This window comes from Maribacter sp. R77961, assembly GCF_044594925.1.
In the GTDB taxonomy this organism is placed as follows: Bacteria; Bacteroidota; Bacteroidia; order Flavobacteriales; family Flavobacteriaceae; genus Maribacter.
Window position 1 is genome coordinate 2,970,532 of the sequence record NZ_CP138991.1, and the last position, 21,373, is coordinate 2,991,904.

Consider the following 21,373-nt stretch of genomic DNA (forward strand, 5'->3'; position numbering starts at 1 on the left):
ATTTTGATATTTGTAAAACCATCCGTTCACGTGTTTTTCTCTTTTAATACAACAGAAAGATAAAAGTATATCGAGAAGCTTAGGAACACGATTGCTTCTCGATACAAATTCCTTCGTACCTCGAAATTCACTCGAAGTGACAATCTAATGCACTAAAAAGTAAATTCAATTAATAGTACAAAAGTCATCTTGTCCGTTCGAGCGCAGGCTTGAATTTCTATTTTTATCTCAGAACTACTCCTCTACAGTCTTTAAATTATCATCAGAATTACGATCTATGAGCTTATTATAAGGGTCAATTCCCGCTTTTAACGGCTTTTCTTCCGTTATCATAGTAAATGTATTGTCTCCAGGAGATAACCACTTTAAATCAAAGGAAAGTGGGTTCTTAATCGTTACACCATCTTCGTTAGTAATATCTTCTCCAAAGAGACCAATGTCTACCAAGTTCTTCTGATCATCTACCCGTTTTTCTTTGCCCGTATCGTCATAGTAAATTTTCTTAGAGTTTACGGTAAATGTGGTTTCCCACTTGCCGCTATCCAATGCTTTTGTTTTAGCATTCATTACCCTGTTTTCATAAAGTACAATTTCCTTAAATCCGTCATCCACTTTATATTTTAGAGAATCTGGAGTTACTTCAGAAAGGGCCTTATACAAATCCTCGGATGATGCATAATACCCTTTTTCAAAATACTTAAACTCGTTAAGAAAATTACGAAGCCCTTTATTTACAACGTCTTCACCCATAACATCTTGTAAATCATACATAATCATAGACCCTTTTTCGTACCAAATATACTGACCGGTTTCTACGTCCATCAACGAGCGCTCTGGTTTAAAGCTGAACTGCCTGCTAGAGAGATAATCGTCTAAGGAATTCTTTAAGAAAGATTTAATTCCGTTTTCCCCGTACTCTTGTTTCATGGTCATGAGCGACACATATTCCGCCAAGGTTTCGGAAATAATATTGGCTCCGGAGGTTTTGCTGGGCGTTACAATATGACCCCACCACTGATGTGCCACTTCATGAGAAGTTACCCTAAACGCATAATTGTAATCCTCGGCTTTTGAAAAATCTGCCACAAAGCCAAAATCTTCTGAATAAGGTATCGTAGTAGCAAATGACTGGGCAAAATTAGAGTGTGCCGGAAATTCTATGATACGTATCACGGAATATGGGTACTCAAAATAGTTTTTAGAGTTATAATCCAACGATATTTTGATCCCTTTTACGAAATAGTCTAAATTCTTATTGTGCTCTGGGTGATGATAAATCTCAATAGCCACTTTTTTACCACTTGGAGCCGTCCAAACATCTTTGGACACTTCATATTCTGCACTTACAAAATTGAAAAAGTAATCGGTCTTGTCCTCTAGTTTATAATTGTAATACACACGACCCTCTTCTTCCCACTTTTTAGTGAGTGTACCAGGAGCTATAGCAATTTGGTCACTAGAAGTACTAATGGTAGCCTCAAAGCTCATGTAATTTGCATCTTCATTAAAAAGGTTTCTTTTAAGCGCCGTACTATCTGTTCTTGGCGGATACAGAAAATCTAACTCCTCCAAACCATATTTCTTACGCACACCATTATCACTTAACACACGATCAAAGTGAAAAGTAGGAAAGATAGCATCTCTAAAAAAAGTTCCATTACCCAAAATAGCGGTTTCTGTATCGTTAGAAAATCCATGGGTTCGCACCTTGGTTTCAATCACCAAATCTGCCGTATCCTTTGGTTGTAAAGGATGTGGCAATTTATAAATAAATAGGCGGTATGCACTATCGTTTAGGAAGGGTTTTATCTCAGTGCCATTATAGCGCACCTTTGTAATTTTAGTATCCGCTATAGGAAATTTAATTTCCATTAAAACAGTATCAATAGGCGTCTCTGATGGATTTATAACCTTAAATATTCCCTTGGCATCAACTTTACGCTCTTTGGGGTAAATAGCAATATCTGCTTTTAAATCGATAACCTGAATGTGTGGTTTGCCAATGTACTTTCCATAGGCCTTTTCGGCATCTGCATTAATCCTTTCTCCATAATCACCATCCTCTAGCTGATTCAAAACTTTTAAATTATAGTAGCTGTACGCCGCTACCGAAACAAAAGCCAATAAAAAGAAAAGCGTGTAGGCAATAGTGCTGCCCTTAAATCTTCGCTTAGCCAATTTTAAGCGTTCTTTAGCAGAGGAAAAGAAACCCCTGTTCCAAAATATTTTTCCTATTGCTGCCAAAATACAGGTGAGTAACACCCAATATAAATTCAGCCAGAATTCTCCATACAAGTAATGTCCAAAACCATTTAAATCACTTAAAAAGCTTCCTGTAGTGTCCCCAAATATTAATAACGGGTTGCTTGTTTTAAAAGCTAAGCTTAAGAGTAAAGGAAGCCCTATATAAATTGCGATAACAATAAAATGTCCTAAAAATTTATTATTTACTAGCACATGTATAAAAAAGGCTAGCAATAGGGTCATTACATATGCAGGAAATATTTTAGCAAAATTATACGTGAGGTACATCCCCAATTCATAATTGAAATACCCATTTACCGTTTGGTATATTATACCAACTAGTATACCTACTAAGGTCAATACGATAGCCACCCCAACCAATGAAATGATTTTAGACAGGTATAAGGTATTATTACTCACCGGAAGCGCGTCGTAAAACTCAAATGTCTTGTTCTTACGCGTTCTATGAACCGCTTCACCAGCATAAATAATTAAAATAATTACAGAGAATAAGGATATTCCTCCTGCAATCTGCACTACCATATAGCGCGTTAATGGCATAGACGCCGTTCCATATATTTGATTGGATTGATAGGCTACAAAACTAGCGATCAGGACACCGATCACTATCAACACCAAAAAAACCGATTCCTTTACAATAGATAAAAATTCTATTCTACTTAGCGACCATAAATTTTGCCATTGCGCCTTTTTGGTAAATTGTTGTGCTATGTTACGAATACCACTTGGCTCATAAGCCGTATCATCTTCCTTAACGGTCTTCTTCTTTTTAGATGATAAAAAGCCTTTGTACGAAAATTTAAAGAGTGTAAACAAGAATATCAATGTTGCAATTCCCAACCAAAAGAGCCTGTTCAACATAAATTTTCCCGAAAGAGAAAGCTGTGTCGTATTCAATTCATTAACGGACCAATACTTGGTTAAATATCCATGAGCCCTATTTCCAAAAGGGTCTACGTACACACTGAGCCACTCCGTATCTAGACTGGATAATAATTCCCCGGATATGATTGTGGCCAAGAAAATAACGATACCTCCCAAATAAAGTATAGGCATACGTTTAAAGAAGGTCATAAGACTAAAGAAAAGACTTCCTATAAAAAAGGCATTGAAGGTTAATAAATACACAAACGGTAAAGAGTAAGACCAAAAATTAAAATCGGTATACGTCCCGTAATCCGGTCTGTCTAAAAAGGCCCCCAATACAAAACCTATCATAGCACCCAATACCGCAGCTAAGTTCATGAGCGTAACAATAGTGAAGCTGCCCCAAAAACGTCCAAGAATATAGTTCTTTTCAGAAACCGGAAACGTAAAATAAGTCTGTGCGGTCTTATGCTCTTCATCCCTAAAAACAGGCACACCCATAATTGCGGCATAAAAGAATAAGGCCAAGATGCTCATTCCCCCAAGAACGCCCACTATAGCGTTTGGGCTGTTGGTAAACTGAGCTGTTACGGATTTCTCGAACACTGCCAATAAAAATGGCATGATGAACATGATAAAAATATAGATATAGGTAGCGGGTCGTCGAAGTCGATATTTCAACTCAAATAAGAAAATCTCCTTCATAATTAAACAGTTTGAGGTTGGTTGATACTGTAGAAATAAAAGTCTTCCAAACTATTGTTCACCAGCTCAAAACCTTCACCTGGATTGGTTTCACTATAAATATTGACATTTAGATTTCCACTACGGAGGTATGTAGACAAAACAGTATATTCCGACTGGTATGAATCTAGCTCTTCCTTAGCAATTTTCTTTCTATAAACCTTATTGTTTAAGGTATTGGATAGTTCTTGCGGGTGCCCTTGAACAACAACCCTACCCTCATTAAAAACCGCCATATTCGTGCAGAGATTTACCACATCATCTACAATATGTGTGGATAAAATTACCACGGCATCTTCTCCAAGCTCACTAAGTAAATTATGGAATCGGTTACGCTCCAATGGGTCTAAACCCGCCGTTGGCTCATCTACGATAATTAGTTTAGGATTCCCGATCAAGGCTTGCGCAATACCAAAACGCTGCCGCATGCCTCCCGAGTAATCACCTAGATTACGTTTGCGGAATTTATAGAGATTCACTTTGTTCAATAAATCGGAAACATATGCCTTACGTTCATTCTTATGCTGAATTCCCTTGATTTTTGCAATATGGTTCAGCATCATTTCCGCGGAAACTTTAGGATACACCCCAAAATCCTGAGGTAAATATCCCAAAACTTTACGAAGTGCATCTGGCTCCTTAAAAACATCGGTATCATTAAAAGTGATCGTTCCACTATCGGCTAATTGCAAAGTGGCAATGGTACGCATCAAGGTAGATTTACCGGCACCATTTGGACCCAACAGACCAAACATCCCTGTACCGATTTCTAGATTAACATCGTTTAAAGCCTGTGTTCCGTTTGGATACGTCTTATTTAAATTAGAGATAGAGAGCATATGCTAAATTTTGGTTGGTTTATATTTTAAGGAATAAGTATGGAAGATATTCAATTTGTTACAATCTTGCATCTAATACTTCTGGCTGATTACACAAGAATAGTTCCAAGTACGCATAGAACGACAGTCTTCCCTTATATTTGTGTAAGATTCATTTTTTTCGAAAAATAGTTTATACAACCCTAGAAAACAAAAACTGTGTATCCACTTATTAGAAATAGAAGGCTTAGAAGTTCAGAAGCCATAAGACATTTAGTCCGCGAAACTATTATTACCCCAAGCGATTTTTTGGTGCCACTTTTTGTTGTTGAAGGTAAAGGTGTTAAAGAAGAAATAGCTTCTATGCCCAATTACTACAGACTAAGTCTGGATAATTTGGAGAAAGAAGTAAAAGAATTATGGAATATGGGGCTTTGTGCAGTTCTCCTTTTTGTAAAGGTTCCTGATAATTTAAAGGATAATGCCGGCTCAGAAGCGCTAAACGATAATGGGTTGATGCAATTGGCCATAAAAACGGTAAAAAATGCATGTCCGGAAATGTTGGTGATGACCGATGTTGCGCTTGACCCCTACTCCTCTTACGGCCATGATGGTATTGTAGCGGACGGACAAATACTTAACGACGAAACCGTAGAAGTATTGGCAGAGATGAGTGTTTCCCATGCCAATGCAGGAGCAGATTTTGTTGCTCCAAGTGATATGATGGACGGTCGCATTCTAAGTATTAGAGAAGCATTGGAGGACGAAGGGCATATTAATACTGGTATCATGAGCTATAGTGCTAAATATGCCAGTGCCTTTTACGGTCCTTTCCGTGATGCTTTGGATTCCGCTCCTGTGGATATCAAAAATGTTCCTAGCGATAAAAAGTCCTACCAAATGGATGCTGCAAACCGGTTTGAAGCCATTTCGGAAACACAACAAGATATTGACGAAGGGGCGGATATTGTTATGGTGAAGCCCGGGCTATGTTATTTAGATATTGTAAGGGAAATTAAGAATGAAGTAGATGTCCCTGTTGCGGTATATCAGGTTTCCGGGGAGTACGCTATGTTAAAAGCGGCCGCGGAAAAAGGCTGGCTAGATCATGATGCCGTAATGATGGAACAACTCCTTGCTATTAAACGTGCTGGCGCCAATATTATAGCTAGTTACTTTGCTAAAGATGCTGTTCGGTTAATGTAATCACATTAATATTAAAAAGAGTAAACTGTTGGTTTATTAAGATTGATATGAAAGGGAAACTTTTTGTGCTACTTTGTTATATACTTCCGATGGGAACCATCTTTTCGCAGGAAATTATTCCTGATAATATAGCGCTACCAAGGTCAACCACCTTTAATTTATCGCTACTCTCCGAAGTAGATTTACTATCAGTGAATCCAAAGGTCGATTCAATTATAACAAACGGTATAAAAAATGAAGCCTTTCCGGGAGCCCAAGTACTCGTAGCCGAAAAAGGGAAAATTATTTTCCATAAAGCGTACGGGTTTCATACTTACGACAGCATACAGGCCGTTGCATTAAATGACCTATACGATTTAGCATCGGTCACTAAAATCTCAGGCCCTTTACCTGCATTGATGAAATTGGTAGCGGAGGGCAAGTTAGATTTAGATGTTCCTTTTAGCACGTATTGGAAACCGTGGCAGGGAATAAAGAATAAAGAAACAATTACCCTTCGCGAAATTTTGGCGCACCAAGCAGGGCTAGAGCCTTATATCGTTTTTCTAAATAAGGTAATAAAAAAGAATAATAAGCTTAAAACACGCTTTGTCAAAAACGTACGGAAAAAACGATTTGAGAAGGAGGCCTACGACGGACTTTACGTAAAAAACAGGTTCAAAAGAAAAATGTACCGTATGATCAACAGGTCCCCGGTATCTTCTGAAAAAAAATATGTTTATTCCGGTTTAGCCTTTCTCATCTTTCCAGAACTTATAGCGCAATTATCGGGAATGTCTTATGAAGATTATCTGGTAAAACATTTTTACCAACCAATAGGTGCTAAAACCTTAGGTTTTTTACCGATGTCCAAAGATTTTTCAAATAAAATAGTCCCTACAGAAGTAGATACGCTCTATCGCCATACGTTAACAAAAGGTTGGGTACATGATGAAAATGCATCGCTTCTCGGTGGCGTTTCCGGTAATGCCGGTCTTTTTGGCACCGCAAATGACCTGGCAAAAATGATGCAGCTGTATCTCGATTTAGGCAAGTATGACGACAAAAGGTTACTCCCAGAAGCCATTGTAAAAGAGTTCACGCAAGTGCAATACCCAGCTAACGAAAATAGGAGAGCTCTAGGGTTTGATAAACCGCTACTAGACAATACTTCACTTCCTTTTTCAGAAGCTTACCCAGCACCAGAAGTAAGTCCCGAAAGCTTTGGTCATAGCGGATTTACGGGCACTTTTGTATGGGCAGACCCAAAAAACCAATTGGTATATGTGTTTTTGTCCAACAGGGTGTATCCTTCCCGTGACCATAGAAAACTATACGAGCTAAATATTCGCCCTGCCATACAGCAAGTATTCTATGATGTACGCCACAAATTAAATTAAACAAAACGCATGCTTATTTTTTGGTATCTTAGTCGCACAAAATAAACCTATGGGACTACTGGTATTTTATGCTGTTATTTCAATCTTTTTTTCCTTTCTATGCTCCATTCTAGAGGCCGTTCTGCTAAGTATTACACCAACTTTCATCAACGTAAAAAAAAGAGAAGGTAAAACCTATGCCACTACTTTAGAAGAATTGAAAAAAGATGTGGACAAGCCACTTATCGCAATACTAACCCTAAATACCATTGCCCACACTGTTGGTGCTATACTGGTAGGTGTGCAAGCGAAGGTCGCCTATACCGAACTATACGGAACCACTAAAAGGACTGTTTTCGGGATAGAATTTTCAGAAGACCTCATGGTTGGGGTCGTCTCTACAATTATGACCATATTGATCCTGGTAGCTTCCGAAATTATTCCTAAGACCATAGGCGCAACCTACTGGAGGCAGCTCTCTAATTTTACGGCCAAAGCCTTGAATATTATGGTGCTTGGTTTAAAGTATACCGGGCTTCTCTGGTTGTTGCAATTGTTTACGCGTCTGGTAGGCGGAAAAGGCCACCACGGCAGTGTATTAAGTAGAGAAGATTTCACGGTAATGACAGATATGGCCCACGAAGAAGGTGTTTTTGAAAAGTCTGAATCTACGATTATCAAAAATCTCTTACGTTTTGATGAGGTCTTGGTGAAGGATGTTATGACCCCTAGAGCAGTTATGAAAATTGCATCCGACGAAACACCTATACAAGTCTTTTTCGAGGAAAATCCGAAGCTTCGGTATTCTCGTATTCCTGTTTTCCATGAGAAAATGGATAATATCACCGGTTTTGTACTAAAAGACAATGTATACGAGGAAATTATAAATAAGAATGGCGAAATGCCTTTATCGGAAATCAGAAGGGATATACTTGTCACCAGAAGAAGTACACCTATACCCAAGTTGTTCGATATTCTAATTGCCAAAAGAGAGCATGTTGCATTGGTAGTTGATGAATATGGCTCCGTGGCCGGACTTGTAACCATGGAAGATGTTATTGAAACACTTCTAGGTCTAGAAATTATGGATGAAAGCGACAATGTAGCCGACTTACAAGTACTGGCACGCAAAAATTGGGAAGGCAGGGCAAAACAGGCAGGAGTTATAGAACAAACTCCCGAAACCCCAAAAGGTGAATAACAAGAAATGGAGCAAGCGTTTATACAAAGCCCTCTTGGTGTTACTAAAATAGAAGGTAATGCCGATGGGATAGCTTCCATTTCGGTGCTTAACTCCAATGAAAAACTTACTGATCTTGTACCGGCAATTCTAGAGGATGCAGTATATCAGCTTAATGAATATTTTGAAGGAAAACGACAACAATTTGATTTAAAGCTAAATCCTGTTGGAACCGATTTTCAGCAACGCGTATGGAAAGCCTTGGCGGATATTCCTTACGGAAAAACAGTTTCTTATCTAGAACTCTCTAAAACATTAGGTGATGTAAAAGCTATACGCGCAGTTGCAGCTGCTAATGGTAAAAATCCCTTATGGATTGTGGTGCCTTGCCACAGGGTAATAGGAAGTGATGGCTCTCTTACCGGTTACGCCGGTGGACTGCATCGTAAAAAATGGCTTTTGGAGCACGAAAGTCCGGTGAAACAGCAATCACTATTTTAATTTTTAAAGACTACTCGGTCGGTTTAATAAAGCATAATCCTAAAGAAAGCCCCGCACCTTACTTTTCATCCAAAATTTTAGCCGCTTAACCCCACGAAGTGATAATTTTTAGATAGACGCATAGTTGTAAAACATACCCAACAGTCTGTTCTATAAAAATTTTCAGTGTTGGACTTAAGATTAATAGTTCACATTAATTGTCTATTTTCATACGGCTAATTCTATTATAAAAATGAAATATTTCAAGTTTCTAGTTTCGTTAGTTCTTACCGCAGGGATTTTTTACGGTCTCAATACAAAGATTGGTGCAGTGCCACCGATTGGAAAATTCCTTAATCCGTACACGGGTGTCTGGCAAAACGAAAAAGATGATGCCATAACAGGTACCGTAGCCATAGCTGGTCTTAAAGATGAAGTAACGGTGCATTACGATGGACAATTGATTCCACATATTTTCGCAAAGAACGATACCGATTTATATAGAGCACAAGGCTATATTACCGCAAAACACCGCCTTTGGCAAATGGAATTTCAAACACACGCGGCCGCAGGACGTTTATCAGAAATTATTGGCGAGGCTGCGCTTAATTATGATCGGCAAGAACGCAGACGAGGTATGGGTTTTGGAGCCGAACAAGCTATATTAAAAATGAAAGAAGATCCTGAAACTGCGGCTTATATAGAAGCTTATGCAGCAGGTGTAAATGACTACATTAATCAATTACAGCCAAAAGATTTTCCAGTTGAATACAAATTACTGGATTATGCGCCGGAGCCATGGACCATTAAAAAAACAGCCCTTCTATTAATGTATATGACGAAGGACTTATCTGGTTTTGACTCAGATTTAGAGAATACCAATGCCTTACGATTATTCGGAAAGGAACGTTTTGACATGCTGTATCCAGATTTTTATGAGGTAAACGACCCTGTCATTCCAAAAGAAACGGACTGGAGCTATATCGATGTTCCTATGACTGAAGCACCAGAAAGCGAACTACCGTTAGATTCTATTGCAAGTACTATGGACAAACCACATCCAGATAATGGCAGTAATAATTGGGCCGTCTCGGGAAGTAAATCATACTCGGGAAATCCTATTTTAGCAAATGACCCACATTTAGGCCTAAACCTACCTTCAATCTGGTTTGTAATGCAACTGAGTACACCAGAGCATAATGCTTTTGGTGCAACCTTACCTGGTGCGCTCGGTGTTATTTCGGGATTTAACAATCATATTTCTTGGGGAGAGACCAATGCCACTAGAGATGTTTTGGACTGGTATAAAATTGAATTCCGAGATGATGACCGCACGCACTATAAATATGGAGAAGAATGGAAAGAGGCCAGTATAAGGGTCGAAGAAATAAAAATCAAAGGCAGGGAGCCATTTAAAGATTCGGTACGTTACACACATCATGGTCCCGTTGCGTATGGTGTTAATTTTAAAGGGGATAATGGACGTGCAGGCTACGCCATGAAATGGATTGGACATATTGGCGAAAACAACCAAAGAACATTTCTAGACTTGAACAAAGCACATGATTATGAAGAATATGTTGCTGCATTAACGCATTATAGTGCTCCAGCTCAAAATTTTGTATTCGCCTCTACGCAAGGAGATATTGCCCTATGGATTCAGGGTAAATTTCCGAACAAATGGAAAGGGCAGGGTAAATTTTTAATGGACGGTAGCAATCCTGATAATGATTGGCAAAGCTTTATTCCGCAAGCCTTTAACGCACATACCAAAAATCCGGAAAGAGGATTTGTAAGTTCTGCGAATCAACATCCTGTTGATAAAAGTTACCCTTACTATGTTTTTAACGATGGATATGAGACCTATAGAAATAGAGTGATCAATGATTTTTTTAGGGAGAAAGAAATGTTTTCTATTCAAGATTTTAAGGATTTACACAACAACAATTACAATTTAAAGGCTGCAGAATTAATTCCGTTTGCCGTCGATTCTATGGATATCTCTCAGTTAACTGCTGAAGAAATAGCCGTTCTAAATGATTTGAAAGACTGGGATTTTTACAATGATATTGATGAAGTAGGTCCAAGTATTTGGCGAAATTGGTGGGGTAAATTGTATAATATGGTCTGGGACGAGTTTGATGTAGAAGACGTGGCAATGGACGCTCCTTTTACGTATCAAACAATTCATATGCTCAAAACCATGGGAGACGATACATTTATGGACATTAAAGAAACCCCAGAAACTGAAAATGCAAAAGACCTTTTTCTATTAAGCTTTAAAGAAGCAGTCAAATCGCTTTCTGCATGGAAAGCGGAAAACGGAGCTTACAATTGGCGCGATTATAAAAGCACAAGTGTGGGGCATCTTCTACAAGGCTTACCAGCATTCTCAAGAACCAACCTGCCTATAGGAGGCGGCAGAAGTATCGTTAACGCCACTTCTGAAAGGCACGGACCTTCTTGGCGTATGATCGTAGAGATGAGTTCACCGCCAAAAGCCTTAGGCATATATCCGGGAGGGCAATCTGGTAACCCGGGAAGTAAGTTTTATGACGATTTTATTGATGTATGGGCCGCAGGCGAATACCATAGTCTTAATTTTTTGCAAAGCAGTACTCCCACAGAAGCGATCATAGGCACACAAACCTTAATATCAAATTAAATGAACTCTAAAAATATAAACTTTGTAGTCACCATAATACTAGCCTTAGCATTTTCATTTTTCCTTCCGTGGTGGTCGGTCATGTTAGCTGCATTTATTACCGCCTTTAGGCTACCCTTAAGAGGTGTTACAGTATTTCTAGTACCGTTTGTTGCTATTTTACTATTCTGGGCCGTATACGCCTATATTTTAGCAAATGGAAACGGTTTTGTCCTTTCAAAGAAAATAGCCGTTCTGTTACCCCTAGAAGGAAATCCGTACCTATTAATTTTGGTTACGGCCGTAGTTGGTGGATTAGCGGCCGGAATAGCGGCCATTTTTGGCAAGCAATGTCAATTACTTCTTAGAAAAAATGAGGTTTAGCTACTCAATAAAATATACAGGAAGAAAATTCAGGGGAACGGTCTCTACTAGTTCCCCTTCATCAGATATGACCATAGCCCCTCCACGCAATTGGTTATCGTTAGTAAACTCTCCGTAAGAAACTAGGAAAACCTCTTCCTTGGCATTGTATTGTTGGCTAGAGATATAAATAGACACGTCATTTGCTATTTCTACTTCACTCATTAAATTGGGCAAGTCAATAATTGTATTGGTACTTGTCTCTAAATCGTAAATAGCAGGGCCTCGCTCTATACTAAAGGGTTGCGAATACTCAAACTCATAATAAAGTTTATTATCAATGAGCTTGGCATTCATGGGACCGGGGTTAAAACTTTGTGCTAAAGTGGGTGAAAATTCTTGAACCTTATTCAAGGTGTCAAAATCTAAAATATCTAGAGTTGTGGTAGCAGCTGTTGAAAATTTGAATACCGCCAAATCTCCATTATGGTCTATTAGAATACTTGGAACATCACCGCCAAAAGATAAAGTCTGCCGTAGGATGTTGGTAGCGGTTTCATAGACTCCAATTCTATATTCCAAGGCTTCTGTTTTGTACGTAATGAACAATTTGCCGTTATGATATAAAGGAGGGTAAAGTGTATTTATATTAAACTCTAAAGAAAGGTCAGTGCCTTCCAAGGTATTTAGGTTTATAGTACGAATAGCTAGGTTTGTTGTTCCCTGAGGATTATAAAATCCAAAGAATACCGAAGTGTCATTATTTGTTCCCCAAACAATAGATCTTGCAGAAGTATTCGTATAGAAATCCCTATAGTTTTGAACTTCACCAGTAGCAACATTCTTCTGAAACAAAGAGAACTTTCCCGAACTAAACGAATAAAATGAAAGTGTTGACCCACTTTGTCTTAAGGTTAAGTAGTTTGTGTTAACCCCAACTTCGTTGGTAAGGTTGGTTTCAACTCCACTACTCAAAGCTCCGTCATGATTGTATTGAAAAACAGCATCGGCATTAACGCCAATAAGTTGAAAATTAATGGCTTCCTGAACTTCTGGTTGGTCTACCTCATCTTCTTTTGAGCAACTAAGAAAAAAACTGAATAAGAGGAATATCAAATAGGAATTACGCATGTCATATATGGTTTACACCATGTAAACAAGTCAGCTACGCATACCCATTTAGGCATACGCACAAGACTAAATTTCATAGCAAAAATTTTTGTCGAGAAGGAAGATACAATATTATTCGAAGGCTATGTTTATCATCTTATAAAATTAATACATTAATTTAATGGCCCTAACCATTAGTCGAATGCCATGTTACAAAAAATTAACTTGGAAAATATCTTATTTCTGGATATTGAAACCGTTCCCGAAAAGGAAAGTTTTGAAGATTTGGATGATACTAAAAAAGAACTCTGGGACCAAAAATCGCGCTACCAAAGAAAAGACGATTACACTCCCGAAGAATTTTACGATCGTGCGGGTATCTGGGCAGAGTTTGGAACAATAGTATGTATTTCTGTAGGTTATTTTAAATTGAACGGTGATTCCAAAACGTTTCGGGTAACCAGTTTTCAAGGAGATGAAGTAAAACTACTCAAGGAGTTCAAAAGTCTACTGAACAGTCATTTCAATCAGCCAAAACATCTGCTTTGCGCACATAATGGAAAAGAATTTGATTTCCCCTATACCGCCAGAAGGATGATTATCCACGGAATAGCATTACCCTACAAACTGGATTTGTTCGGAAAAAAACCATGGGAAGTACCGCATTTAGATACCATGGAGCTCTGGAAATTTGGTGATTACAAACATTATACTTCTCTAAAACTTATGGCTCATATTCTAGGAATCCCGTCACCAAAGGAAGATATAGACGGTAGTATGGTCCGCGATGTCTTTTATGAGGAGAAGGATATTGACCGCATCGTTACCTATTGTGAACTGGATGTCGTAACCACAGCTCAAGTATTCTTAAAAATGAGAAATGACCCTATTCTAAATGATAATGAAATTAAAAAAGTATAATGGCGTTCTACTTAAAAAACATTCCATGGTTAGACAAATAGGTATGGTACTAATATTTTGTTTCGCTTTTCAAGTAAGCGCACAAGAAATTCATTACGTACATGCAGATAATGGACTTATCATTAGAAAAGAGCCTAAAAGAAAGGGAGAGAAGACAGGAAAACTAGATTATGGAGCCTCAGTCCGTATCGTTCAACGAACCAACTTTCCCTTAAGTATTTCAGATGATGGCGAGATAATTAATGGTGTTTGGGTAGAAATTGAAGACCTTGGTCAATCCTATCCCAAAAAGAAAGGATATGTATTCGATGGATATCTTAAAGAAGATGCTCCACCAAAACGAATTCAACTTGTTTTTAATGATTTCGTTTTTCAAATGGACGAAATAGTTGTTTGGGATACAAAAGAAGAGCTGGCAAAAGTTCATAAAGATCATGCTGAAGTTTCAGTAGAATTGGGAGAGTCTCCAGAAAGTAAAAGGTTTTACTTAAAAAATAACGACTATGAAAAAATAGAGGTGTACCAGCGTTTTGAAAATAGTATAACTATTATGAACGAAGGACCACACTGTGACTTAACGGAATGGAAGCACTATGACTCACCATGGCAAAAACTAAAACCCCAAGAAGGAGATAATTCATTCATGACAACTACATACGCTCCAGAAGACTGGCAAAAATTTATACCTGTTGATATGGCAGAACTTAAACTAGCGGTAAAAAACAATTGTCAAGAACACTGGTTAGATTTATTGATGAATGTAAAAGATATAAACGACTATCCTATTGGCGTATCAATGAGTAGAATTTTTTTAAAATTAATTTTGACTGAAAAAAATAAAGTGACCAGCGAAAAGCTAATTGTTTTTAATATTCCCATGGGTTGTTAAAGTAATAAGCCTTCCAATATAACAAACTGAAAGGCCTAAACTGAGTAGTAATTATATTTTCGGGGGAACTACCCTGCTTTAATACTTGAAAAACTTAGTGCTCTTTTTACTACCAAAATCTTGTACTTGTATAATGTATAATCCTGTAGCTAAGTCCGCCACATTAATTTCGGCATCCTTTGCAAATCCTGTTTTAAGTTCAATTCCGGATGAGGAAACAATACTGTACATTGCAGTATCGCTAACTTCCGTATTCAACCGAATCTCGTTTACCGCAGGGTTGGGATAGACCGAAAAATTGACTTCGGCATCCATACCAAGAACTTCATTAGAATCTAAAGAACCTACTTCTGTTGACGCTCCTAAAAAAGTAAAACGATACTCCTCTGTATATTCTGATACTATATTTTGAGAGCAAAAAGTACGCACTCTTAAAATATAATTTTCATTGTGTTCTAAATCCTTTAGCGCGATTGAATCTTCGGTTATGTATTCAGTAATCCATTGGACCTCATTTTCATTTCTATACTGTACCTCGTACAAGGCGTCCAAATCTCCGTTCCAAGCCATGGTTACTTGATTTTCCAAAGCATTACTAAGGGCAAAACCTTCTGGGCTAGTAATACTACATTGGTTCATCGATGCTCCGGAAATTAATAAAGAAAAATCTTGGATTTCATTCTTAAGATTTCCTTTGTGCGATACGGTAATGGTGTAAGTTCCTTTCGCATTTGGTATATCTATTCGTTCAAAAGGGTCTACTAGATTGTCTCCTTGCTCTGCTACCGCATTTGGGTTAGCGGGATTCAATTTCCAAGGAAGAAAAGTTTTTCCGTTTTGTGTAATACGTATATCTAAATCGTTTACAAGTGCCGGCGTCTTATCGTTTAACACTCCTCTATTAATATAATCGGATTCTGGGTCGGTCCAAGAGATAGAGGCCGAGAAAGTTTCATTTCCGTTTGCGGCAACCGTAAATGAAAATGTACCGCCTTCCTCAAGGTTTTCTTCAGAAACATGAGATGCATATTCTTTATTGATAAGCACTTCAGCAGCTCTTTTAGCGTTCATTACACCCCATCCCATTTTATAGTCTGGACCAGGCTTATGTACATCATCCGCCGTGTGTAAGGCTAATCCCTTAAGTGTGGCCGCTTTTAAATAAGTACCGTACAATTGTTCATTATACTGTTGTAATAATAATAAGGCTCCCGTAACTCCAGGGGTAGCCATAGAGGTTCCCGAAGAGGAGTTATAGCTCGTATTACTTGTTGCATAAGTAGATACAATAGAAGAACCGTCGCCTGCTAAATCTGGCTTTATCCTTCCGTCATCTACAGGGCCAAAACTACTATAGGCGGACACTTCAGCTTCCTTTAAGTTACCTTTTCGGTCTATTCTAGTATTGGCCCCAGCAACTGTAAGTCCATTCTTAGCAATGGTAAATCCTAACATTAAATCAAAACCGTCAGTACTTGTCCCAAAAATAGGAGCATCGTTGTCCCTTCTCTTTTGGGCATTACCTGCGGCCGTAACCATCAAATAATATGGTGCATTATACATGATTTTATCCCAATCTTGAGAAACCTTAATGTATGAGCCAAAATACCAGTCGGGTACTCTATCCGTTTTAATACCGTACGAATGGTTAGAAAGCAGAAGACCATCAGCTGCCGCTTCGGCAACCTCTATTTTATCCCTTGTCCAATCGTGCGAAAGCGCTTTTGCGGCATGGGCCACCCCTTTCGCCTCTTTCCTTATACCAGATGAAATAATACTTCCGGTTACCATAGTTGCATGCATATCTACTTCACCGGTGCCATCCGCAACAGAAGCTCTAATATCATATTCTTGATGGGTAGTTAGCGCCACACCAGAATCCCAAACACCGACCTGCATCCCTGCACCGTCTAAATCTAGTTCCAATAACCCATTGGTATGTAGCGTAGAGGCCCTTGATGCCTGACTCGCATTTTCAGCATAAGCTTCGTAAAATATTGGACTACCATCAGTGCCAACTTCTTGTAATTCTATTTTCTTGCCATCTGGAAGAACTTCTTTAACCTTCCAGTTATTTATCTTGGCTAGCACCAAAGTTTTTTTTCTATTATCTTCAAAATCAAATTCAAGGTCTACATGCATTGCTCCTATTTTGGAGAAATCATATTCCTTATTAATAATGGTCTGTAATTTCTCTGACTGTCCAAAAGTAAGTGGAGCGACTAAAAGAAAGAGCAAAATGATACGGATAGGTGTATGCATTTTGCCCTTAGGTTTCAGATAGTTCATAGGTTGTAGGTTATGATTGTAAGATTTGGACTACAAATATATTTTACAACACTTGATAATTAATTCAAAAAATCTGTTTATTCGATGAAATACATAGGTCTATATGCTCTTCTGTTGTGAAAGTGCGTTTTTTTGTTGTTTATAAGATAATTCTTACAAATAATTACATCAAAAAACATCACTTATTATATTTAAGGATAATGTATACTGGAAAATGATCACTATAACCCCCTAAATATTTGCTTCCTGCATAGGTTCTAAAAGGACTGCCTTTATATTTCCCTTTATACTCCTTTAAGGATGCGTCATCATAAATATTGGCCTTATCAAAGCTATGCGAACCTTTTTGATAGTTAAAAAAGTTATGGGATATAATAATCTGGTCAAAAAGACTCCAGCTTTTCTTATAATTAGCACTTCCCCTTATTTTAGGAGCATGTAATTTCTCCATAGGGTTATAGAGCGCACTGTGAGCTACCAGTTTTTGTATACTAGCTGAATGAGGGTCATCATTAAAATCGCCCATAACAATAAAATTAGGGCTTATAGTATTCGCTTCTATATCCGATATCTTTTTTAAAATTACGTCTGCGGCGATAATTCTTTTATACTCCGTAGAATCACTTCCGTCCCGTCTAGAAGGCCAATGGTTAACAAATACATGAATTTCTTCCCCGTTCAATGTACCATGAACATATAATATGTCCCTCGTAGTGTCTCTAGCACCATCCAAATTTTTAATAATCAGTGGTAACGGTTCAGCATTTAAAATTGTAAAATACTTACGGTGAAAAATTAACGCCGTATCTATACCTCTTTCATCCGGAGATTCATAATGTACAAAATCATAAGGAATACCAGCCAATGGTTCATTTTTGATTAGATCTTGCAGTACGGACTTATTCTCCGCTTCCGCTACACCTATCAGAACAGGAGGATGTGTATTTGAGTCTTTGCCTATTTCAAAGATAGTTTTGGACAGTTTTCCTAATTTGTGTAGGTAGCGTTTCGGCGTCCATTTTTTAAAGCCTTCCGGAGTAAAATCCTCATCGAGTGTGTGGTCATTATCTTCGGCATCAAATAAATTTTCGAGATTATAAAACGCTAAGGTGAATAAATTTTTACTCTTTTTCTTTCTAAACAGTGAAAAACGCATAGGGTCGTTAATTGGGTCAATAAATTTACTAAAATAGCTTGGTCCCTTTTTCTTAATTTTGCACTTTAAACATATATGTTAGAAAAGAAAACGAACACCTACGAAAAAGCAGTACTCATTGGCATCCTTAACAGGGAACAGAATGAGGAAAAGGTAACAGAATACTTGGACGAACTAGAGTTTTTGACTTACACCGCTGGCGGAGAAGTTTTAAAACGCTTTGTACAACGTATGGATGTACCTAACCCAAAGACACTTATTGGAAGCGGTAAGATGTTAGAAGTGGAAAAATTTGTTGAGGAAAATGAAATAGGCTCCGTTATTTTTGATGATGAGCTCACTCCTGCACAACAACGTAATATAGAGAAACAGCTACGCTGCAAAATCATTGACCGTACCAGTCTAATTCTTGATATTTTCGCGCAACGTGCACAAACTAGTTATGCTCGTACTCAGGTAGAGCTAGCCCAATATGAATACCTATTACCTAGACTTACCGGCCTATGGACACACTTAGAGCGCCAAAAGGGTGGTATTGGTATGCGTGGCCCGGGTGAGACGGAAATAGAAACGGATAGACGTATCGTAAGAGACCGTATTACCCTCTTGAAAAAGAAACTGCTCAAAATCGATAAGCAAATGGAGACCCAAAGGGGGAACCGAGGAGCTTTGGTTAGAGTTGCATTGGTAGGTTATACCAACGTAGGTAAATCTACCTTAATGAACGTTATTAGTAAAAGTAATGTCTTTGCAGAGAACAAACTCTTTGCTACCTTGGACACAACCGTCCGTAAAGTAGTCATTGGCAACCTTCCCTTTCTATTAAGTGATACCGTAGGGTTCATTAGAAAACTTCCAACACAGTTGGTAGAGAGTTTTAAAAGTACGCTAGATGAAGTACGCGAGGCCGACTTATTGTTACACGTTGTAGATATATCTCATCCTCAATTTGAAGAGCACATAGATTCTGTACATCAAATTTTAGATGAAATAAAAAGTGCTGATAAAAGGACCATAATGGTTTTTAATAAAATTGATCAACACGAGAATGAAGTAATCGAGGAAGATGATTTAATTACCGAACGCACTTCTAAACATTTTACCATTGCCGACTGGAAGAGCACTTGGATGGAAAAAGTGGGTGACCGAGCGTTATTTATTTCTGCCTTGAATAAAGAAAATCTTGATGAATTTAGAAAGCGAGTTTATGATGAGGTCAGAGATATTCATGTCACACGTTTTCCATATAACAACTTCCTTTATCCGGAACATTTAGATGAGTATTAATTGCAAAGTATACATCAAATGATGTAGTTCATCGATCAATTAGTTCCATTGATATTTTTCACAACATTTTAAGATGCGTTCACAACATAAATATTGTGAAAGTGTAAACTTGACATAAATTTACATTGTGTTTAAGTGATAGTGTTGACCCCAAATCAAGAATATAATTTACACAGCTAAAAAGTAAAATCCCAAATTTTACGATAATTACTTAACCTAAAAAGCCCTCTTAAAAGAGGGCTTTTTTTATATTGTTCTATGCGTATTCTCTTATTTAGAAAGCATAGTTTAGACCAAACAGCACATAAGTCTGTAAATCGTTCTCTACATCTTCAAAAGAAGTAGCCGTTGCAGGTGTTTGGTTCAATGCAAAATTTAATGCTTCTTGTTTATTGTTTCTTAGACCAAATTCAAAACCAAGTCCAATACCGTTCCATAAGGTATATCCAAAAGAATTTATCCAAGTATAATTAGAAAGGTCTCCGCTCTTATAGCTCTGAAACATGGATAGATTGGTCTTAAAGTTAACCGCTCCAATTTTTCTAGTATAATCCGCTACTATTTTAGCACCTAAAGAAGATTCGAATACCGCATCATTATTACTAAATACGAAGTTGTAGTTCAATGGGTGGATAACCACTACCAAATCCGTTATCGGTGTCCATGTAGCACCAACACCTAAATCTAAGTATCCTGGATCATTAAAATTATCAAGTATAGTAGTCCTGTACTCTCCTAATCCAGAGATTGCAAATTTTTCGCTAAGCTTCCGCCCGTAAAGGGATGTTATCGTAAATACATCAGCAGCTTGTCTAAAGCTATCATCATCAGCAGGATCGTCTTTGTCGTCAAATTTTACCCATCCAAGGTTAATGTTCGCAGAATTTCTCCAGAAAAATTTATCTTGGTTCAGATTAGCAAAACCATTCACCGTAACACCGATATTACCAGAAGAATTGTTAGGAGATCCTTGTGCGTACCAGTTATTAAAGCTACTTAGGTTAGCACCTATGGTACCAAAAGCTCCTTTTTTCCATCCAGGAAGTGCGTCAATCTGTGCTTGAATAGCATCTACCCTGCCTTGTATTGCAGCAATAGAATCCGTTTTAGGCGCCATTTGGGCCTTTAATTCATCCTCGGTTTGTGAGAAACCTAACGCGCAAGTGAACAATAGCGCCGTGGTTAAAAAAGTGTTTTTCATGATTTCGTGTTTATTTTTTAGAAACGCAAATGTAAGAATAGTCACATTTCAAATTAAAAAAAATAGGATTATTTTCTTTTATACAAAGGTACGGAGGAACAGGCCTCACCATACATAACAGACTTCGCAATAGGTAATAGCTTCGCTGTTAGCATTAAATAGGCATTGGGAGGGACAGGTTTATGGCTACATCCCTTTATAATTACTGGTTTATCCTTATAATCTGAAACATCGATACCTTCTATTATAGATTGATATATTGAAGTCTCCAAATCTTCAAGATTTCCCAAAACCGTCCTAACCACAAAAGGTTGAAGCTTTGTGGTCACCAACATGTACGCCCATCCAGGCACAATAGCATCCGTTGAGCAAGTTAAGGCTACATACGCATCCTTATATTGTTCCCAATTATATGCTTTAATATGCGCTCGGAATTCTTTTTCTCTAAGGATAAACCCTTCAAAAAGCCAATCTTTGATATCTAAAACTACACGTTCTCCTTTTGGATAATAGTCTTCAAGGTTGAATGTGACGAGCTTGCTTTGGGCGACCTTATTAATTATTTCTTCAGACATAGTTATTATTAAAGAATTTT

At 37.9% G+C, this 21,373-nt stretch carries 16 protein-coding genes; 9 read left to right on the forward strand and 7 right to left on the reverse strand.

Annotated features, from left to right (window positions below; translation table 11 throughout):
• Positions 1 to 234 precede the first annotated feature (234 nt).
• Both SJY09_RS12750 and SJY09_RS12755 read right to left on the reverse strand, forming a co-directional pair.
• A complete protein-coding gene (locus tag SJY09_RS12750) occupies positions 235 to 3,837 on the reverse strand; it encodes an ABC transporter permease/M1 family aminopeptidase (protein ID WP_396636099.1) in 3,603 nt (1,200 codons plus the stop codon).
• Between the two features lie 2 nt (positions 3,838 to 3,839).
• Positions 3,840 to 4,715, reverse strand: coding sequence for an ABC transporter ATP-binding protein (locus SJY09_RS12755; RefSeq protein ID WP_396636100.1), 876 nt, complete (start codon positions 4,713 to 4,715; stop codon positions 3,840 to 3,842).
• A gap of 198 nt (positions 4,716 to 4,913) precedes the next feature.
• Here SJY09_RS12755 and hemB point away from each other — a divergent pair, with 198 nt between their 5' ends.
• From hemB to SJY09_RS12785, 6 genes are all read left to right on the forward strand, one after another.
• Positions 4,914 to 5,900, forward strand: a complete 987-nt coding sequence (hemB, locus tag SJY09_RS12760; RefSeq protein WP_396636101.1) for a porphobilinogen synthase — start codon at positions 4,914 to 4,916, stop codon at positions 5,898 to 5,900.
• A gap of 47 nt (positions 5,901 to 5,947) precedes the next feature.
• Complete coding sequence (locus tag SJY09_RS12765) at positions 5,948 to 7,279, forward strand: serine hydrolase domain-containing protein (protein WP_396636102.1); 1,332 nt, start codon at positions 5,948 to 5,950, stop codon at positions 7,277 to 7,279.
• Between the two features lie 49 nt (positions 7,280 to 7,328).
• Positions 7,329 to 8,459 carry a CNNM domain-containing protein gene (locus tag SJY09_RS12770; RefSeq protein ID WP_396636103.1) on the forward strand — a complete coding sequence of 377 codons (1,131 nt, stop codon included), beginning with the start codon at positions 7,329 to 7,331 and terminating at the stop codon, positions 8,457 to 8,459.
• Between the two features lie 6 nt (positions 8,460 to 8,465).
• Positions 8,466 to 8,939 carry a methylated-DNA--[protein]-cysteine S-methyltransferase gene (locus SJY09_RS12775; RefSeq protein ID WP_396636104.1) on the forward strand — a complete coding sequence of 158 codons (474 nt, stop codon included), beginning with the start codon at positions 8,466 to 8,468 and terminating at the stop codon, positions 8,937 to 8,939.
• A 232-nt stretch (positions 8,940 to 9,171) separates the two neighbouring features.
• Positions 9,172 to 11,583, forward strand: a complete 2,412-nt coding sequence (locus SJY09_RS12780) for a penicillin acylase family protein (protein ID WP_396636105.1) — start codon at positions 9,172 to 9,174, stop codon at positions 11,581 to 11,583.
• Entirely contained in the window at positions 11,584 to 11,946 is a 363-nt protein-coding gene (locus tag SJY09_RS12785; protein ID WP_396636106.1) for a hypothetical protein, read from the forward strand.
• On the opposite strand, the gene SJY09_RS12790 is transcribed toward SJY09_RS12785, so the two are convergent.
• A complete protein-coding gene (locus tag SJY09_RS12790) occupies positions 11,947 to 13,056 on the reverse strand; it encodes a hypothetical protein (RefSeq protein WP_396636107.1) in 1,110 nt (369 codons plus the stop codon).
• 186 nt (positions 13,057 to 13,242) lie between these two features.
• Between SJY09_RS12790 and SJY09_RS12795 the strand changes: the two genes are divergently transcribed.
• Together SJY09_RS12795 and SJY09_RS12800 are read left to right on the forward strand one after the other, a co-directional pair.
• Positions 13,243 to 13,956, forward strand: a complete 714-nt coding sequence (locus SJY09_RS12795) for a 3'-5' exonuclease (RefSeq protein ID WP_396636108.1) — start codon at positions 13,243 to 13,245, stop codon at positions 13,954 to 13,956.
• A gap of 25 nt (positions 13,957 to 13,981) precedes the next feature.
• The gene (locus SJY09_RS12800) at positions 13,982 to 14,845 is read left to right on the forward strand and encodes an SH3 domain-containing protein (RefSeq protein ID WP_396636109.1); all 864 of its coding nucleotides are present in this window, start codon (positions 13,982 to 13,984) and stop codon (positions 14,843 to 14,845) included.
• A 78-nt stretch (positions 14,846 to 14,923) separates the two neighbouring features.
• Here the strand turns inward: SJY09_RS12800 and SJY09_RS12805 are convergent, their stop codons facing one another.
• Both SJY09_RS12805 and SJY09_RS12810 read right to left on the reverse strand, forming a co-directional pair.
• A complete protein-coding gene (locus SJY09_RS12805; RefSeq protein ID WP_396636110.1) occupies positions 14,924 to 17,134 on the reverse strand; it encodes a S8 family serine peptidase in 2,211 nt (736 codons plus the stop codon).
• Positions 17,135 to 17,312: 178 nt separating this feature from the next.
• Positions 17,313 to 18,290, reverse strand: a complete 978-nt coding sequence (locus SJY09_RS12810; RefSeq protein ID WP_396636111.1) for an endonuclease — start codon at positions 18,288 to 18,290, stop codon at positions 17,313 to 17,315.
• Between the two features lie 75 nt (positions 18,291 to 18,365).
• On the opposite strand from SJY09_RS12810, the gene hflX reads away from it, so the two are divergent.
• Positions 18,366 to 19,577 (forward strand): GTPase HflX, encoded by a 1,212-nt coding sequence (hflX, locus tag SJY09_RS12815; protein WP_396636112.1) that lies wholly within the window; start codon positions 18,366 to 18,368, stop codon positions 19,575 to 19,577.
• Positions 19,578 to 19,851: 274 nt separating this feature from the next.
• On the opposite strand, the gene SJY09_RS12820 is transcribed toward hflX, so the two are convergent.
• Positions 19,852 to 20,778 (reverse strand): DUF3078 domain-containing protein, encoded by a 927-nt coding sequence (locus SJY09_RS12820; RefSeq protein WP_396636113.1) that lies wholly within the window; start codon positions 20,776 to 20,778, stop codon positions 19,852 to 19,854.
• Between the two features lie 68 nt (positions 20,779 to 20,846).
• Positions 20,847 to 21,353 (reverse strand): DUF2480 family protein, encoded by a 507-nt coding sequence (locus tag SJY09_RS12825; protein WP_396636114.1) that lies wholly within the window; start codon positions 21,351 to 21,353, stop codon positions 20,847 to 20,849.
• Positions 21,354 to 21,373 lie beyond the last annotated feature (20 nt).

What these genes read in the sequence shown, in the direction of transcription:
- SJY09_RS12775 (WP_396636104.1), top strand. Translation starts at nt 8,466, where the DNA reads ATGGAGCAAGCGTTTATACAAAGCCCTCTTGGTGTTACTAAAATAGAA.
- SJY09_RS12805 (WP_396636110.1), bottom strand. Translation starts at nt 17,134, where the DNA reads ATGAACTATCTGAAACCTAAGGGCAAAATGCATACACCTATCCGTATC.
- SJY09_RS12770 (WP_396636103.1), top strand. Translation starts at nt 7,329, where the DNA reads ATGGGACTACTGGTATTTTATGCTGTTATTTCAATCTTTTTTTCCTTT.
- SJY09_RS12795 (WP_396636108.1), top strand. Translation starts at nt 13,243, where the DNA reads ATGTTACAAAAAATTAACTTGGAAAATATCTTATTTCTGGATATTGAA.
- hflX (WP_396636112.1), top strand. Translation starts at nt 18,366, where the DNA reads ATGTTAGAAAAGAAAACGAACACCTACGAAAAAGCAGTACTCATTGGC.
- SJY09_RS12800 (WP_396636109.1), top strand. Translation starts at nt 13,982, where the DNA reads ATGGTTAGACAAATAGGTATGGTACTAATATTTTGTTTCGCTTTTCAA.
- SJY09_RS12765 (WP_396636102.1), top strand. Translation starts at nt 5,948, where the DNA reads ATGAAAGGGAAACTTTTTGTGCTACTTTGTTATATACTTCCGATGGGA.
- SJY09_RS12810 (WP_396636111.1), bottom strand. Translation starts at nt 18,290, where the DNA reads ATGCGTTTTTCACTGTTTAGAAAGAAAAAGAGTAAAAATTTATTCACC.
- SJY09_RS12790 (WP_396636107.1), bottom strand. Translation starts at nt 13,056, where the DNA reads ATGCGTAATTCCTATTTGATATTCCTCTTATTCAGTTTTTTTCTTAGT.
- SJY09_RS12750 (WP_396636099.1), bottom strand. Translation starts at nt 3,837, where the DNA reads ATGAAGGAGATTTTCTTATTTGAGTTGAAATATCGACTTCGACGACCC.
- SJY09_RS12820 (WP_396636113.1), bottom strand. Translation starts at nt 20,778, where the DNA reads ATGAAAAACACTTTTTTAACCACGGCGCTATTGTTCACTTGCGCGTTA.
- SJY09_RS12780 (WP_396636105.1), top strand. Translation starts at nt 9,172, where the DNA reads ATGAAATATTTCAAGTTTCTAGTTTCGTTAGTTCTTACCGCAGGGATT.
- SJY09_RS12785 (WP_396636106.1), top strand. Translation starts at nt 11,584, where the DNA reads ATGAACTCTAAAAATATAAACTTTGTAGTCACCATAATACTAGCCTTA.
- SJY09_RS12825 (WP_396636114.1), bottom strand. Translation starts at nt 21,353, where the DNA reads ATGTCTGAAGAAATAATTAATAAGGTCGCCCAAAGCAAGCTCGTCACA.
- SJY09_RS12755 (WP_396636100.1), bottom strand. Translation starts at nt 4,715, where the DNA reads ATGCTCTCTATCTCTAATTTAAATAAGACGTATCCAAACGGAACACAG.